A 15,000-nucleotide genomic window follows, 5' to 3' on the forward strand; every position below is an offset into this window, starting at 1 on the left:
AGTTCTTTTTTGTTCATTTGCATCTACCTATCCTTAATTCTCAATAGAATATGTTGTGATAGGCAGTTACACAAAATTAGTTACAGTCTCTTCAAAGGGCTCACATTTTGAGCCCTTTTTTATTTAAAATTCTAAAACAGTGTTCGCTTTAAGCATATAAAAAAGCCTCAAAACACTCAGATTTTATCTAAAATCTCTCTCAGTTTGGTGCTTGAGGTATGAGAAGTGTATGAAAAATAATGTATTTCGACATTTAGCTTCTTAAAGTCTTCTTCTAGTTTATTCCACTTATCACTTCCCTTCCAATCATCACCAACAAACATTTTGTCAAATTTTAGATTATTCCAAGCCTCTTCCTTATCGTAGTTAACTTGCGGCACTACCTCATCGACAAACTTAATAGCTTCAACAATTTCCATGCGCTCTTGAAATGGAATAATGGGTTTCTTATTTTTTGCTTCCATACACAATTCGTCAGTTGAGACACCTACGATTAAATAATCACATTCTAATTTCGCTCTTTTCAGAACGTTCAAATGCCCGATATGAAACAAATCAAAAACACCTGTGGTATAACCTATTTTCTTCATATAAAACCTAAAAAATCATTATATTTTTTTCGTTAAGTACTCAACAATTCTCTTACTCGAGCACCCGTCCAGCTTCCCAGCTAATTTCTCAGATAGCTCCAATCTAATTGACTCTAGCTCTTTAGGGTTTTCTAACTGTTCTTCTACCAACAGCTTAAGATCTTGGTATTTTTTAGCATGAACAGCAATTGCAGCATAATCCCCATAATCTTGATCCATACGTCGCTTAAACTTGTATGAAAAAATTCCGCGATAATTCCACCTCAACTTCAAAAAATCACACCAAATCACAGGTTTATTAAGCAACGCAAACTCAAAAAGTGCTGAAGAAGCATCACTAACAAGTACATCAGCCACCTCTAAAAATGGTAACAGTGAATAATCTTCAGTTTTAGCTAAGTAGACATTTTCAAATTTAGACCATCTGTTTAAAAGACCTAGTTGTTTACTATACTGCTTCTTACTAATTGAAAAATAGTGAGGCTTAATAATAACATTATAACCCTGAAAATCAGCAGGCCAGTCCTTTGGAAATTTTTCAATACTGCTAGGATAAAAGGTTGGCGCATACAAAATGGTTAACCGTTGCTTGTTAAGGCCATATCGTTTGAGTAAGTCGTCTTTAGATAGCTCACCATTCAAAATGGGATCCATTTTACAAAAACCAACGTTCATAAATTCATCGTCAGGAAACATACTTTCTAACCGCTTCTTACGATAGTCCCCTTCAACAAATCTTACACTCATGGAACGACTAGATTTGGTATAGTAACTAGCTTTAGGACCAATTCCATGACCTAATTGTGCAGACCTAGAGACCTTATGTAGCCTATCAAGGTAGGAAAAAGTGTTGGCAAAAAATATCCAATCAGCCTGCTCTTTTTCATAAAAATCAATCGCCTCCTCATCACTCTTAACCCATGTAGAAGAAAGACCACTATCCAACGCCAACTGTTTAATAATAGAGTCATGAATCCCTTCATAGAAAACAAATATCGTAGCAATACCAATCGCATTCAACTCTTTATTAACAGGTAGATATTGCGGCAAATAATATAAGCTTTTAGTGTCAAATATTACTTTCATATTTTTTAACCTCTCAATCAAAGCTTATTTCTTTTTAAACCGGCTCAGATGCTCTAAAACATCTTTCAAATAAAGAAAATTTGGCTCTTCATTTTTTTTCGTACGGTTAGATAAATCTAAATACTGATACTGACCACTGGCCCCAACCTCAAGAATACTATCCTTTGTAATCATGGCATAACTAGAATAACTAGAACTTATTAGCCAGTCTCGCCCTTCTGCTTTTTCATCCAATAAGTCCATGCCTGTTGAATAATCTTCGGACTTAATATCCTTACCACCTAGATAATGCTTCATCAATGTAGGAACAACGTCCTCATGTGTCGACAGTTTATCAATCGACATCAAGTCATCGACAGAGAACTTAGGCCCAATTATAGCGAAAGGTACATGAGTCTGAGCAGGCGTAAAATTACCATTATGTCCCCAGTAATTTAATCTATTATCGTTAAACTCCTGACCATGATCTCCTGTAATAACAACAAGTGTATTATCTAATTCTCCAGATCTTTCTATAGCATCTAAAACTGTCTTAGAAAGGTCATCAACAAAGTGAACACTCGTTTTATAACGGTTAAAGAAAGGTTTCGGGTCCATATCATTATCCAATGCTAAATAATTGATATCGTTAAGCATTGGTTCGTAGCGTTTCGGATAGTCACTTGGGAAATCATAACCATGAGGCGCATCATAAAAAAGAAACGAAAAATTCGGCCTAGATGTATCCCGGTCCTGATACCACTTCAACCAATCCTCTGTCAGATTCTCATCTCTTTTTGAAGGAGTGTCACCAGTCGATCTTAACCTCAATTCCTGAACGTTAGAAAAGACGGTGCGGTTAAACTCAGGATCCATTAAAGATGCCGAAGCAAAGACACCAATTTGATAATCTAACTCTTGCAATCTATCCATCAAAATAGGTGAACGCCCATTCGTCAGTATATTTTGCCAATATGTACCAGGCATGCCATAAAACAAGCCAAAGATACCAGTTCTAGTAGAATTACCTGTAGAAAAATGCTGATCGAATACAACTCCATTCTGTGCAAACGACCACAAATGAGGTGTGTTCTCAGCATTAAACGTGTCATAGCGCCATGAATCTATAACTAAAAAGACAATATTGACCGGTTTATTAACCTCTGAATAATTCAATTCTGATAAAGGGTAATGCAAATCACTACTTACCTTAATTGACATCGCCCTCTGCTTTGCTAGAGCTTCCTCATCGATCCAACCATACTTCTGCATTAAGCCATTAGACGTAGCAGGCTGGAAAAGCGGCAGGTAGTTTTTCACGATTTGTACAGGCTGATAAGCATTTGCGGCCGCCCAAATATGAATAAAATTGAACATTAAAAATGACACTATAAAAACAGTCACGAAGTCTTTTTTTCTTATCGGTTTCTGTTGTGCGAACCGCTTTTTCAAGCGAAGCAGGATCATAAACTCGATTAGCAGCATCAATAAAAAAGATAAAGCAGCGATTAACCAAGTTAAAAACGAAAAATCGACAACATCGCCAGACAATACAAGCTTTAAAACCACTTCATTAATGTGGAATCGATACTGTGAAAAAACAAAGGTATCGATAACTAAAATCGATAACATAAGCGAAGCTAAAAAACTCGATAAGAAAAAGAAAACTCGTTGCGGAAGCAGTGTCGTCACCCATCCAATAACACCAATTAAACCTCCTAAAAGAGACATTTGGCCAATAAGACTAGAAACAATAAAAGCTGGCCCTAATACTCCACTAGGAAGCTCAGGTATAAAGAAAAAATACCGGATCGAAATAACAATAGAGAACAGAATATTTATAACTAAAAAGTCTGCATAAATAGACAATTTATTTTTATATTTCATGCAATAACCCTAGAAAAACAACAATTAAGAATCTACGCCAAACAAATCGCGTGTATAAACTTTACCTTTCACATCTAACATATCATCCGTCATTCTATTCGCTACAATCACATCAGATATCGCTTTAAACTCTTCTAAACTTTTAACCACTTTCGAGTTAAAGAAATTATCTTCATGAAGCGCAGGTTCGTAAACAATGACTTCTACACCTTTGGCTTTTATACGCTTCATGACACCTTGAATAGCCGATGCCCGAAAATTATCTGACCCAACTTTCATCACTAGACGATAAATCCCGACAACTTTAGGATTATCTTTCAAGATAGATTCAGCGACAAAATCTTTGCGAGTAGCGTTGGCGTCCACAATTGCTCGCACCAAGTTGTTTGGCACCTTGTCATAATTAGCAAGCAACTGTTTGGTATCTTTCGGTAAGCAGTAACCACCATAACCAAATGACGGATTGTTATAGTGATTGCCAATGCGTGGATCAAGCCCCACACCTTGAATGATTTGGCGGCTGTCTAAATGATGGGATTCAGCATAGCTGTCTAGCTCATTGAAAAATGCAACTCGCATCGCCAAGTAGGTGTTTGCAAACAGCTTAATTGCCTCAGCTTCAGTAGACCCTGTTAACAATACCTCTATATCGGTTTTTTCAGCACCTTGAACAAGTAAATCGGCAAACACTTGCGCTCGCTCAGAAACTTCACCAACGATAATACGTGAAGGGTATAAGTTGTCATATAGAGCCTTACCTTCACGTAAAAACTCAGGTGAAAATAAAAGATTATTGGTAGAAAAACGCTCGCTCGCAGATTTAGTAAAACCAACTGGAACAGTAGATTTCACCACCATAACTGCGTTTGGATTGATACGAATCACATCCTGAATGACAGATTCAACATGGCTCGTATTAAAATAATTCGTTTCTGGATCATAATCCGTAGGCGTTGCAATGATGACATAATCTGCATCAAGGTAAGCTTCTTCCTTGTCTAGCGTTGCAACAAAGTTCAGCTGTTCTTCCGCTAGGTAGCGCTCTATATCATTATCTTCAATAGGTGACTGTTTTCTATTGAGCATATCAACTTTGGCAGCCACAATATCCAATGCAACAACATGATTGTACTTTGCCAATAGCAGAGCATTTGAAATGCCAACATACCCTGTTCCTGCCACTGCTATTTTCATTAGCTTGATCCTTTACTTTAAAGATATAGAGTTTGTGTTGAAAAGAGGCTATTTTACAGTTTGTACCGTAATTAAAAATGCCAAAACATGTCTTTTTTATGAATTACATTAAGAAATACAGCAAATAAAGAACACCACAGCTAATATTAATAAAAAACAAGGAGTTCTATATGAAGTTTGAACTGGTCGACCGTCAAGGCTATATCCCTGATCTTAACTATGGTGCCTCAGGGCAGGAGCTTTCCTGCTTTATTCCGAGTGACTATTCCTTCCAACAAGTGAGCTACAACAATGGTGAAGGCGAAGCTGTCATTGATAAGCACACTTGGCATTTTTTCTTTACTCAAGAGGGCATTGGCATCAAATTAATGGATGGAATCGTAACCCTAAAAGAGGCAGAGCATTTCTTACATGCCGTTAAATCGCATATCTGGGGGGAAACACACCAACAAGTACAAATTTTCATGGCTGGAGCCATACCAAAATAACTAAATTGTATCTAAACCGCTCCCCCTATATCTAAGAGGGAGCGGTTTTATATACAAATAAAAAGTCGCTATTCTACAAAGCCGTCGCTCGCAGCATCCTTTTTGACCATTGACTCCACGATCCAACATAAACCTGCCTAGCCTCTATTCCGGCATGGTTTAAGGCCAAAACATTGTGACAAGCGGTCACTCCAGATCCGCAATAATATACATAGGAATCACTGCTATTAGACAACCAATCTTGCCACTCCACATGCAATTGCTCTGCAGGTTTAAAGCAGCCATTTTCATCTAGATTATCTGAAAAAGGACGGTTAATGGCACCAGGAATATGTCCAGCAACGGGATCCATAGTTTCATTTTCGCCATTAAAGCGATCTGAGGCTCTAGCATCCACCAGCTGAAATTGATTGGTCTCAAAGTTCTCAACTATCACTTGTTCACTAATCGCCCAAGGAAACGAAACCTTAATATTATTAGATGTCGCCGTCGGCGTTACGCACGCCAATGATACTTCTTGCCCTTGTTTTAACCATTCAGGAAAGCCGCCATTTAAAACGCGCACATGAATATTTTGCTGGCTTAGCATCCACCAAGCACGCGCAGCAATTGCACCTCCCATATCGTCATACACAATAACCTGAGCATTAGAATCTATCCCCCAAGCCTTTAATTGTTCCGAAAAAACAAGATCATCGGGCAACGGGTGTCGGCCAGTCAGTTCCGTCTCAGGCCCTGCAAGCTCTTGATGAACATCCACAAAGATAGCGCCAGGAATGTGGCCTTTATCATATTCTGACTTACCTTTAGCATGATCGGTCAAATAGAACCGACAGTCTAAAACAACCACGTTTGGCTGCCCAAGCAGTAGGGCCAGTTCATTTGTATTAATTAGTGTTTTTAATAGCACAGGCTTTCCTCAGACAATCACCAATGGTTGCAACAAGACCTATTCTGTTACTTTTAAATCTACTTTGGTTATTCATTTTTTGCTAATATTCGCGACAATTATCTTACTGCTGAGTTTTCTATGTTACGTATTGACCTAATCCTGACCGAGCAAGGCCTTGCTAAATCTCGCTCTCAAGCACAAACCTTTATCAGTGAAGGACGAGTCTCATACAAACAAAACCAGCAATGGATAACCGCAATCAAACCTAGCTTAAAACTACCATCAGATATTGAGCTAAAGATCACCTCAGACGAAGCCGACAAATACGTTTCCCGTGGTGCTTTGAAACTTGAAGGTGCTCTACTTCATACAAAACTAAATATAGATGGTTTCCTTGTATTAGATATCGGCCAATCTACCGGAGGCTTTAGCGACTGCGCCATTCAACACGGCGCTGCCCATGTTGTGGGCGTTGAAGTAGGACATGACCAGCTGGATCCTCGCTTACGAGGCCATCATAATATAACTTGCTTGGAAGGCATCAATGCTAGAAACCTGAGTGCTGACGATCTAAATGAGCACTTTCCAGAAAACGGCTTTGATCTAGTCGTTATGGATGTTTCTTTTATCTCTCAGACCAAGATTTTGCCACAACTGCCCAGTTTACTAAATAAAGCAGGGCACCTGATTACGTTAGTAAAACCTCAGTTTGAAGTCGGCAAGGAGTTCATCGGAAAAGGAGGAATAGTAAAAGACAAGCAACGTGTGAAACAGCTAGAACAGGACATACAAGTCTTTGTCAAAGAGCTCGGTTTTGAAGTGAAATGCTATATTGAAAGCCCAATAAAAGGCGGAGATGGCAACCAAGAGTTTTTACTTTGGGCAACAAAAAAAGACGCTTAAGACAGAACGTCTTTTACATTATCTCTTCATAACTGTGATTATTAGCAGGCAATATATCACGGGCTTCTTTCTCTTCAAGCTCAGTAATATAGCTTCTGGCCATATAAAAACCTAAACAACCAAATATAACCGACCCAATGGCTTGACCGAAAAGTATCCCCTCTGCCCCCATAAAGAGAGAGAAAATAGTAATAAGCGGCCATGTCCCTAGCGTCGCACGACCAAAGTTCAATAAAGTACTGTTTAAGGGCTTACCCAGATTATTAAAAACAGCAATCGCAATAAACAATAAACTCTGAAAGAAAAAGCTAAAAGACGCAAAAGTAGCAAAAAAACGGATCAGATCAGCACTGCCTTGAGAGGCATGAAAAACAGACACCAGCCAATCCTGCATTTGATAAAGGCAAAAGCACAACACCAAGCAATACCCGAAAGCATAAACCACAGCACTACTCATCGCACTGTGCATTCTATCAAAACGCCCTGCGCCATAATTTTGTCCTAAAATAGGCCCAACAGCACCAGACAAAGCAAATATTCCGCCAAATACCACAGGGATAATCCGACCAATAATAGCGACAGCGGCAACGGCATCATCGCCAAACGACGCAGTATGCGCCATCACAATGGCGTTCGCCAACGGAGAAGACATATTGGTCAGCATGGCAGGAATGGCGATCATGGAAATCGATTTTGCGTCTTTAAAAAAATCGATTAAATCGAATTCACCCAACATTTTATGGATATGAACCACACCATAATACGACACAGCAACCATGGAAAAGCGCGCAATCAAAGAAGCAATGGCCGCACCTTGCACCCCTAAGCCGAAAGCAAAAATAAAGATAGGATCTAATAGCGCATTAACCAAGCCACCAACCATAGTCGCGTACATTGCACGTCGTGCATCACCTAACGCTCGCATAATGCCAGAGCCAATCATGCCTATCATCACAGCGGGCATACCTATCACTAAAATCTGCAAATAACCTGTTGCCAAATCAAGTGTTCGACCTGTAGCACCAATATACAAAAGAATATGAGGAATATTAGGCCATAAAAACCACACAACACCCGTTGAAAAGAAGATGCCAAATGCCAACACATTCACAGCGCGGCGCTTAGCCAACTCAATCTGACCTTCACCAACAGCCCTTGATACCAATGCAGTTGCTGCAATAGAAACAGCGATACTCAATGATATGGTGAAAAACATGATGGTGCTGGCAAACCCTACGGCTGCAACGGCTTCTTTTTCCCCCAACATAGAAAGGAAAAGCATGTCAACTAGATCTACCAAAAACATACACATCAGCCCAAACGCTCCGGTGGCAGACATGCTGACAACATGCTTAAAAGTTGAACCTTCTGTAAGCTTGGCCGGACCAGGCATTTGCTTCCCCTAAAAATGACGCATTGAGCATCTAACAAACAAACGTAAAAAAACGCGCCTTAAAATAAAAAACCGGGCAAGCTTACACTTGTCCGGTTCGGTATTTTCTCATGTATGACGATTTGAGAAAATGCTTACATTGTGGATAACCTAATGAAGATGATTATTTGATCGATTAAAGACAACTTTTTCAACATCGGCAAAACGCTCGGCAAAATGAACGGTCATCCCCTCTTTCACGGATTCAGGCAACTCCTCAAAGTCACGACGGTTTGGCTCAGGTAAAATCACTTCACTAATTTTACTACGCTTGGCAGCGATAATTTTCTCACGGATCCCACCCACAGCCAGCACCTGCCCGGTCAGTGTTAATTCCCCTGTCATTGCCAATCCACGACGAACTGGCTCACCTTTTGCTAACGACAACAATGCTGTTGCCATTGAAATACCAGCACTTGGCCCATCTTTTGGTGTTGCCCCTTCAGGCACATGCAAATGCACTAAACTTTTATCAAAGAATTCAGGGTGTTTCTGATAGCTCTTTGCATGAGAGAAAACATAAGAATACGCAATTTCAGCCGATTCCTTCATTACATCACCAAGCTTACCAGTGAGTTTTAAGCCACGCGTCAGTTCATGGACTTTATTAGCTTCAATAGGCAAGGTTGCTCCACCCATAGAAGTCCAAGCCAAGCCAGTCACTACACCGACACCTTGCAATGTTTTTTCAGGTCGGAAATAAGGCATACCCAATAAGGTTTCAACGTCTTTCACGCCAACATTAATATGCTCTTTTTCTCCCGTCATTAGCTCAACTACACTCTTACGCAAAATCTTTTGCAGCAATTTATCTAGGCCACGAACCCCAGCCTCGCGGGCATAATGCTCGATAATATGACGCAACGCAGCATCGGTAATGTTCAATTTTTTCTTCAGCAGTTTGTTTTTCTTCAGCAATTTCGGCCATAAATGCTGCTTAGCAATTGCCAGTTTTTCATCGCCAATATAACCAGACAAACGAATGACATCCATTCGATCTAACAAAGGCGCTGGAATCGTATCTAGCTGGTTTGCCGTACAAATAAACAGCGCCTTCGACAAATCAATACGCATATCTAAATAGTGATCAAGGAACTCAACGTTTTGCTCTGGATCAAGGGCCTCTAGTAAGGAAGATGCTGGGTCACCTTGAAAAGAAGAACCAATTTTATCGATCTCATCCAACATGATGACAGGGTTTTCAACCTCAACGTCTTTCAATGCTTGCACAAATTTACCCGGCAAAGCACCGATATAGGTACGTCGATGGCCTTTGATTTCCGCTTCATCTCGCATACCGCCAAGACTAAAGCGATAGAACTTACGATTCAAAGACTCAGCAATCGATTTACCAATGGATGTTTTACCAACACCTGGCGGGCCAACCAGCAACAGAATACTACCGCCCATTTCGCCACGGTGCGCTCCCAACGCTAAGAACTCAACAATGCGGTCTTTTATGTCACCAAGACCCGCATGATGAGATTCAAGTACCTCACGGGCTAATTTAATATCTAAGTTATCTTTCGAATGCACACCCCAAGGTAGAGACGTCGCCCAATCCAAATAATTACGCGTCACGCCATACTCAGGAGAACCAGTTTCAAGAATACTGAGCTTATGTAGTTCTTCTTGAATCTTCTCGTCCACTGCTTTAGGTAAGGTCTTGCTTTCTAATCGAGCCTCAAATGTCTCTACATCTGAAGTGCGATCATCTTTCGAAATGCCCAGCTCTTTCTGGATGATTTTCAACTGCTCTTTAAGAAAGAAATCACGCTGGTGCTTGCCAATTTTATCGTTTACTTCAGCACTAATTTCGTTCTGCAATCGCGCAATTTCAAGCTCTTTTCTAAGCAAGGTTAGCGCCAAATGCATACGTGCATTGACTGGAATCGTTGCCAACACATTGTATAAATCTTCTACATCAGCAGAGGTAATAGAGGCCGCAAAGTCGGCTAATAAGCCCGATTCATTAAAAGAGAATCGCCCTAGATACTGCCTTAAATCTTCACTAAACAAAGGGTTTAAACGAATTAGCTCTTTAATCGCATCCAAAATAGCAATGGAATAAGCCTTCGACTCATCATCATTCGACTTCACATCATTAATATAACGAACACGAGCTAGGTAAGGCGCTTCTTCACTAAGCCATTCTATTACCTCAAAGCGTTTTACACCTTGGGCCAAGAAGGTCAATTTGTCATTTTGCTTCTCAGCTTTATGAACTCTTGCGACACAACCTATTGAACGAAATTCATCCACAGAGGGCGTTTTTTTCGTTTTTTTGTCGGCATAAACCAAACCAACAACGGCTTGAGGATGTTCTGCAATTCGCTCTAACGTATCTTCCCACTGCTCAGCATCCACCATAACTGGCTGAACCTGCGCAGGAAAAAATGGGCGGCTTGATACCGGTAGAACAAACAGTGTTTCAGGCAACACATCGTCAGGAAGAGCCAAGCCTTTCGGATCACTTATAACAACTTCCTCTTCCGCTACTTCAACTTGGTCTTCTTGCGCATCTAAGTATTGTTCGCCATCACTCATAATCAACTTCTCAATATATCTATGTGTTTGTAATAAATGGCACTTAAAATATCTGTGCTATTTCTTATAAGCTTTTGCTTTTGATATATCTTATGTAATGACGATATTGCCGAAAACAATGCTCTAAGCCATTTTCCCAAATGCTTGCTCACTTGATGAAACAAACTAACTCATTGGACAAGATTAGTTATTTGGCCTATTCGGACTTAGTGTTATTATAGGCCCATGAAAAAGATATAATTTGCACGATTTCACACTCTCGACTCAGAGTTACAAAAAAAGGAAAGGCTAATGACCCGCGATGAACTCCTTAAGGCTTACAACGATATATTTGTGATCAAACACCCTTTTGTTAAACACAAGTTAACCAGTCTTCGCGATAAAAACACCAGCACTCGTGAATTTCGTATGCTAGTAGAAGAACTAGGTACGCTTATTGGCTACGAAGCAACACGTGACCTAGAAACCATGGATATTGAAATCGAAACCCCCTTAGAAAAAGCCATGTGCCCTGTACTAAAGGGTAAGAAGCTTTGTATCGTAACGATAATGAGAGCGGGCAATGGGCTTGCTGAGGGTGTACTGAAACTATCGCCTAGTGCTCGAGTTGGTCACGTTGGTTTGTATCGTGATCCAGAAACAAAGCAGCCTGTTGAGTACTACTTGAAAATGCCACATTCAGTAAATGAGCGAACCATTATTGTGGTTGACCCAATGCTGGCTACTGGTAACTCAGCGATTATGGCCATCGAAAAGATGAAAGAGATGGGCGCAACAGACATTCGTTTCATCTGTCTATTTGCTGCACCTGAAGGGATTCAAGCATTTAAAGAAGCGCATCCAGACGTTGCTATGTATATTGGCTCAATTGACCGCGGTCTTGATGAGCATGCTTACATACGCCCAGGCGTTGGTGATGCTGGCGACCGCATTTACGGCACACGCTAATACTATTATAAATCTATAAAAAACCGTCTCTTGATGACATCAAGAGACGGTTTTTTTATTAAAAGACAGCAAGATTTATAGATTAAAGACTAACCCTTTAATGCAAGAAAAGCCCCTGCGCTTGCCATTATTCCACCAGCTGTCTTATTCAATGTTTTCATAGAACGCTCTGACTTCATGAAACGCCTAGCCTGAGAAGCGCCCACTGAAATAATCGTTAACCCCAGTAACAAGGCAACAAAAGTAAGAAACGCAGCTAACACAATATCCGACGCACTTAAAACGGTTAGATCCATAAATGTCGGTAAAAAAGCGATATAGAAAAGTATCACTTTTGGGTTAGAAGAAGAAATCATAAAGCCTTGGACAAAGCTCGCCATCTCGTTATTTCTCTCTTGCAAATGACCGTCTGTGGGAACAGAAGAGACAGGAGCCTTCCACATTTTCCAACCCAGATAAATAAGGTATGCAGCACCAGCGTAACGTATAACTAAAAACACCTCTTCCCAAGCCGACGCTATTGCCGCTAATCCATAACACGCCATGACCAAATAAGCGATGTCACTCATTACCATACCAAGGCATAGAGAGAAACTGGCGCGCGCGCCTTTAGCAATACTTCTCGCCAAAATGGCAAAAATCCCAGGACCTGGGGTAATGCCAAAAATAAAAATAGCGATAAAAAACGTGATTCCACTTTCTAACGTCATACTTAGCTCTCCGCTAATTACCAACAATCACTCAACAACACCACAACCCGCTAATACCATGCGAGTAATAAATTGCTTTGCCTCTTCATAGTCATTTTCTTCAAGCTCATCTTTCTGCAGCATAATCTTTACTTGAGCATCAAAATCAGCATAAGTCTGGGTCATTGCCCAAATACTAATAAAGAGATGCTCTGTTGAAACTGGCTGCATTAGCCCTTTATCAACCCATACCTGAATCGTTGCTTTTTCACGACTTAGCTCAGTAACAAAAAGACTTCTAAGGTAATCTAAGACGAAGGTTTCTTCGCCAATTAAAGCCATTGCAAAAATCTTTGACGCATTCTTATTCGTGCGCGATTGGTCTATTTTTTCACTAATATAACGGGACAGATTAAGCTTCGGCCCTTCTTCAGCGTTAAATTCGCTGACAGAGTCTAACCAAAGACGAAGAATACGCTCTAAGACGGCTTCTAATAAATCTTTTTTTGAGCGGTAATAATAATGAACATTTGCTTTCGGCAAACCCGCCTCATCAGCAATCATTTGAGTCGTTGTCTTAGCCAAGCCTTGTCGAGCAAAAACACGCTCTGAGGTCTCTAAAATAAGGGTTTGGTTTTGAGCACGAATATGCGCTTTCAATTGGTCTTTTGGTCGTTTAACTTCGCTCAAGGATTGGCCTCGCTGATCACAACATAACTAAAGGGGGAAGTATTTTTATATCGGCTTACCATCCTGTGCGATATGCCCGAAGAATATCATTCTTTACAATAGGCACGAAGCCTTAAGAAAAATTTCCATAAAAAAAGGGAGCCGAAGCTCCCCATTTCCCCTCGCAGCAGAGACGTTAATGACTATAGGCATTCGTCATTAGGCTAACTGCTACACCACGTTGGCTCTGTGATCAAGGCGCAATCATATCAATCACGACCCTCAATGTTTTTGTACAGAGGCGATAACCTAATATCTACCGCCCGGTTACTAAATCAGTAAACCGAAAAGACCCTACCACTTTCAAACAAGCGAATACGACCTTTGATGTAATCTAGTAATAGATTATAGACAGGTGAATCAGCAGTGCAATAGATGAGAGCAAAAAAACTGATCGATCGGTCAGTTTTTTTGAGACTTTAAGTATTTTTAGGGGATGGTGACTTAGAAACGCGATTTCTTCCTTTCTTCTTCGACTGATATAAAGCTTCATCCGCCCGTTTTAAGACAGAATCTGGGGACTCACCAATAGCAGCAAAAGCCACACCGACGCTAGCGGTCACGTTAACAGCTATCTCTTGCTTCTTTTTAGGATCAAACACGTCGACCAAAGCAGATTCAATACTTTCACGAATCAACTCTAAAACCTCTTCAGCATCACCAACACGCTTCCCTCGAAATACAATAGTGAATTCTTCACCACCAAAACGAAAGGCCTTACCTGGACTGGAAAATTGCTTTAACTGAGAGGCAACACTTTGCAACACTTTATCGCCCATATCATGACCATAAGTGTCATTAAATTTTTTGAAATGATCGACATCAATCATAGCAATGGCATAGTGCTTAGACAGCCCAACAAGTTGTTCATTCAAAGCACGCCTACCTGGCAACTTGGTCATGTCATCTAAATAAGCCATGCGATGGCTTTCCATCAGCAAGAACCAAATCCATAATAAAAATTGTGCGGATAGCAGAGCATCAAACTGAATATCAGAAGAAACAAACTGACTAGCAACCAGCAAACTAACAATACTAACCAGGCCGCTTGCTCGAAATGTGTCGCCACTTAACCACCATGCAAAACCAATGGCCGAAGTGCTAATAAACAAAACACACCACAATAAAACAGTCGACCAGCTTACCCTGCTACTTAAAGCTGCATGATCTAGAAATGCAAAAGACACCCAGTTGCGCTCAATGGCATAGCACCAGCAGACAAGCATCAAGACAAATAAAATACGATTCACAGCAAAGCGATTGAAAAAACCACGCTCAGGTACAAACCCCAACAAAGCAATGCAGAAGCAAGTCACAACCAAGTAAGCCGTCAATGATGCAGCCTGATCAGAGTCTCCATATAGCTTTGGAATCAACAAGAGCAAAACAAGAATCAGCACTCGACCTTTATTAAAGTGCCAAGCCAATAAAATTGCGATACCAGCAAAAATAAGGGGAAGCAATGGTAGCAAGCTGAACCACAAAGGTGGCAACAAACCGACATACAAACTAGCATAGATGCTAACTAGTAAAATAAAACATGGAACCAACAATGAACTCAGACGTTCAGACATAAAGATAACAAACCCATCGAATCATTCGATTAAATACGACCAATATATTGCCCCGAAAACGA

The 15,000-nt window shown here is 40.4% G+C and carries 13 protein-coding genes; 3 read left to right on the top strand and 10 right to left on the bottom strand.

Annotation, left to right across the window (positions count from 1 at the left end):
- Positions 1 to 176: 176 nt before the first annotated feature.
- From AC2A4J_RS19145 to AC2A4J_RS19160, 4 genes are read right to left on the bottom strand one after another with little or no spacing between them, the layout of a single operon-like run.
- On the bottom strand, positions 177 to 590 hold the full coding sequence (locus AC2A4J_RS19145) for an FAD synthase family protein (protein WP_484177122.1): 414 nt from the start codon (positions 588 to 590) through the stop codon (positions 177 to 179).
- A gap of 18 nt (positions 591 to 608) precedes the next feature.
- On the bottom strand, positions 609 to 1,676 hold the full coding sequence (locus AC2A4J_RS19150) for a CDP-glycerol glycerophosphotransferase family protein (RefSeq protein ID WP_484177123.1): 1,068 nt from the start codon (positions 1,674 to 1,676) through the stop codon (positions 609 to 611).
- Between the two features lie 24 nt (positions 1,677 to 1,700).
- A complete protein-coding gene (locus AC2A4J_RS19155) occupies positions 1,701 to 3,542 on the bottom strand; it encodes a DUF3413 domain-containing protein (RefSeq protein WP_484177124.1) in 1,842 nt (613 codons plus the stop codon).
- A gap of 24 nt (positions 3,543 to 3,566) precedes the next feature.
- A complete protein-coding gene (locus AC2A4J_RS19160; RefSeq protein ID WP_484177125.1) occupies positions 3,567 to 4,736 on the bottom strand; it encodes a nucleotide sugar dehydrogenase in 1,170 nt (389 codons plus the stop codon).
- Between the two features lie 170 nt (positions 4,737 to 4,906).
- Here AC2A4J_RS19160 and AC2A4J_RS19165 point away from each other — a divergent pair, with 170 nt between their 5' ends.
- On the top strand, positions 4,907 to 5,224 hold the full coding sequence (locus AC2A4J_RS19165) for a hypothetical protein (protein ID WP_114410435.1): 318 nt from the start codon (positions 4,907 to 4,909) through the stop codon (positions 5,222 to 5,224).
- Positions 5,225 to 5,297: 73 nt separating this feature from the next.
- Here AC2A4J_RS19165 and AC2A4J_RS19170 read toward each other — a convergent pair whose 3' ends face one another.
- Positions 5,298 to 6,134, bottom strand: coding sequence for a sulfurtransferase (locus AC2A4J_RS19170; RefSeq protein ID WP_484177126.1), 837 nt, complete (start codon positions 6,132 to 6,134; stop codon positions 5,298 to 5,300).
- A gap of 120 nt (positions 6,135 to 6,254) precedes the next feature.
- Here AC2A4J_RS19170 and AC2A4J_RS19175 point away from each other — a divergent pair, with 120 nt between their 5' ends.
- Positions 6,255 to 7,019, top strand: coding sequence for a TlyA family RNA methyltransferase (locus tag AC2A4J_RS19175; RefSeq protein WP_484177127.1), 765 nt, complete (start codon positions 6,255 to 6,257; stop codon positions 7,017 to 7,019).
- Positions 7,020 to 7,032: 13 nt separating this feature from the next.
- Here the strand turns inward: AC2A4J_RS19175 and AC2A4J_RS19180 are convergent, their stop codons facing one another.
- Positions 7,033 to 8,412 (bottom strand): MATE family efflux transporter, encoded by a 1,380-nt coding sequence (locus tag AC2A4J_RS19180; RefSeq protein WP_484177128.1) that lies wholly within the window; start codon positions 8,410 to 8,412, stop codon positions 7,033 to 7,035.
- A gap of 150 nt (positions 8,413 to 8,562) precedes the next feature.
- Entirely contained in the window at positions 8,563 to 10,998 is a 2,436-nt protein-coding gene (gene lon / locus AC2A4J_RS19185; protein ID WP_484177129.1) for an endopeptidase La, read from the bottom strand.
- A 291-nt stretch (positions 10,999 to 11,289) separates the two neighbouring features.
- Between lon and upp the strand changes: the two genes are divergently transcribed.
- Complete coding sequence (upp, locus tag AC2A4J_RS19190; RefSeq protein WP_255826066.1) at positions 11,290 to 11,946, top strand: uracil phosphoribosyltransferase; 657 nt, start codon at positions 11,290 to 11,292, stop codon at positions 11,944 to 11,946.
- An 89-nt stretch (positions 11,947 to 12,035) separates the two neighbouring features.
- Here the strand turns inward: upp and AC2A4J_RS19195 are convergent, their stop codons facing one another.
- The 3 genes from AC2A4J_RS19195 to AC2A4J_RS19205 form a co-directional block, all read right to left on the bottom strand.
- Complete coding sequence (locus AC2A4J_RS19195) at positions 12,036 to 12,656, bottom strand: LysE family translocator (RefSeq protein ID WP_255826067.1); 621 nt, start codon at positions 12,654 to 12,656, stop codon at positions 12,036 to 12,038.
- Positions 12,657 to 12,683: 27 nt separating this feature from the next.
- Complete coding sequence (locus AC2A4J_RS19200; RefSeq protein ID WP_255826068.1) at positions 12,684 to 13,325, bottom strand: TetR/AcrR family transcriptional regulator; 642 nt, start codon at positions 13,323 to 13,325, stop codon at positions 12,684 to 12,686.
- A 458-nt stretch (positions 13,326 to 13,783) separates the two neighbouring features.
- Positions 13,784 to 14,938 (bottom strand): GGDEF domain-containing protein, encoded by a 1,155-nt coding sequence (locus AC2A4J_RS19205; protein ID WP_484177130.1) that lies wholly within the window; start codon positions 14,936 to 14,938, stop codon positions 13,784 to 13,786.
- Positions 14,939 to 15,000 lie beyond the last annotated feature (62 nt).

This window comes from Marinomonas sp. ATLA20 (assembly GCF_057180105.1).

Coding starts and splice junctions, on each gene's coding strand:
- AC2A4J_RS19145 (WP_484177122.1), bottom strand. CDS start 590: ATGAAGAAAATAGGTTATACCACAGGTGTTTTTGATTTGTTTCATATC.
- AC2A4J_RS19150 (WP_484177123.1), bottom strand. CDS start 1,676: ATGAAAGTAATATTTGACACTAAAAGCTTATATTATTTGCCGCAATAT.
- AC2A4J_RS19155 (WP_484177124.1), bottom strand. CDS start 3,542: ATGAAATATAAAAATAAATTGTCTATTTATGCAGACTTTTTAGTTATA.
- AC2A4J_RS19160 (WP_484177125.1), bottom strand. CDS start 4,736: ATGAAAATAGCAGTGGCAGGAACAGGGTATGTTGGCATTTCAAATGCT.
- AC2A4J_RS19165 (WP_114410435.1), top strand. CDS start 4,907: ATGAAGTTTGAACTGGTCGACCGTCAAGGCTATATCCCTGATCTTAAC.
- AC2A4J_RS19175 (WP_484177127.1), top strand. CDS start 6,255: ATGTTACGTATTGACCTAATCCTGACCGAGCAAGGCCTTGCTAAATCT.
- AC2A4J_RS19180 (WP_484177128.1), bottom strand. CDS start 8,412: ATGCCTGGTCCGGCCAAGCTTACAGAAGGTTCAACTTTTAAGCATGTT.
- lon (WP_484177129.1), bottom strand. CDS start 10,998: ATGAGTGATGGCGAACAATACTTAGATGCGCAAGAAGACCAAGTTGAA.
- upp (WP_255826066.1), top strand. CDS start 11,290: ATGACCCGCGATGAACTCCTTAAGGCTTACAACGATATATTTGTGATC.
- AC2A4J_RS19195 (WP_255826067.1), bottom strand. CDS start 12,656: ATGACGTTAGAAAGTGGAATCACGTTTTTTATCGCTATTTTTATTTTT.
- AC2A4J_RS19205 (WP_484177130.1), bottom strand. CDS start 14,938: ATGTCTGAACGTCTGAGTTCATTGTTGGTTCCATGTTTTATTTTACTA.